The 730-nt window shown below is 38.5% G+C and carries 1 protein-coding gene; it reads left to right on the top strand.

Translation table 11 applies throughout. From position 1 onward, the window contains the following. Positions 1 to 26: 26 nt before the first annotated feature. Positions 27 to 730, top strand: a protein-coding gene (locus N5J47_RS18095) for an IS5 family transposase (protein ID WP_279997007.1) whose coding sequence is annotated in 2 segments (ribosomal slippage) — positions 27 to 324 and positions 324 to 730 — 705 coding nt annotated over the 2 segments. Because the reading frame shifts where the segments join, the coding sequence is not laid out codon by codon here. This gene is flagged as partial in the annotation.

Genomic DNA, 730 nt, shown 5'->3' with positions numbered 1-730 from the left:
TACTTACTGATGCCCAATGGGCAAAAATGGAACCTTTTTGCCTAGGTAAAGTGACCGATCGAGGTCGTAGTGGAAAAGATAATCGATTATTCTTAGAAGCAGTCCTATGGATTGCCCGTACAGGCAGTCCATGGCGTGATCTACCTCCTCATTTTGGTAAATGGAATACCGTCTTTAAAAGATACCGTGATTGGGTGAAAGCTGGTGTATTTGAAACTATTTTTGCATCTGTAAATGAAGATGTTGATTTGGAATACGCCATGATTGATGGAACGATTGTTAAAGTTCATCGACATGGCCAAGGTGCAAAAGGGGGACTTTCAAACAGTCTATAGGTAAATCTCGAGGTGGAATGACCTGTAAAATTCTTGCCTTAGTGGATAGTCTAGGCAACCTCATTAAGTTTCGATTAATGCCTGGTCAATATCACGATTTAGTAGAAACCAAACCTTTAATCGAAGCTGTTGATTTTCAAGCATTACTAGCGGATAAAGCATTTGATGCAGATTGGCTCATCCAAGAACTCAATGAACGTAAAGTGAAAGTGGTGATCCCACCTAAATCTAATCGGAAAGTAATGAGAGCATTTGATACGATTATGTATAAATGGCGTCATCTCATTGAAAACTATTTCTGTATGTTAAAAGAATTTAAACGTATAGCGATGCGTAGTTGTAAAACAGATACGAGTTTTGAAGCCATGATTCAATTGTGCGCGAGTTTAATTAAC

This window comes from Acinetobacter sp. GD03645, from assembly GCF_029845285.1.
Taxonomy (GTDB): domain Bacteria; phylum Pseudomonadota; class Gammaproteobacteria; order Pseudomonadales; family Moraxellaceae; genus Acinetobacter; species Acinetobacter corruptisaponis.
This window is presented reverse-complemented; position numbering and strand designations above follow the sequence as displayed.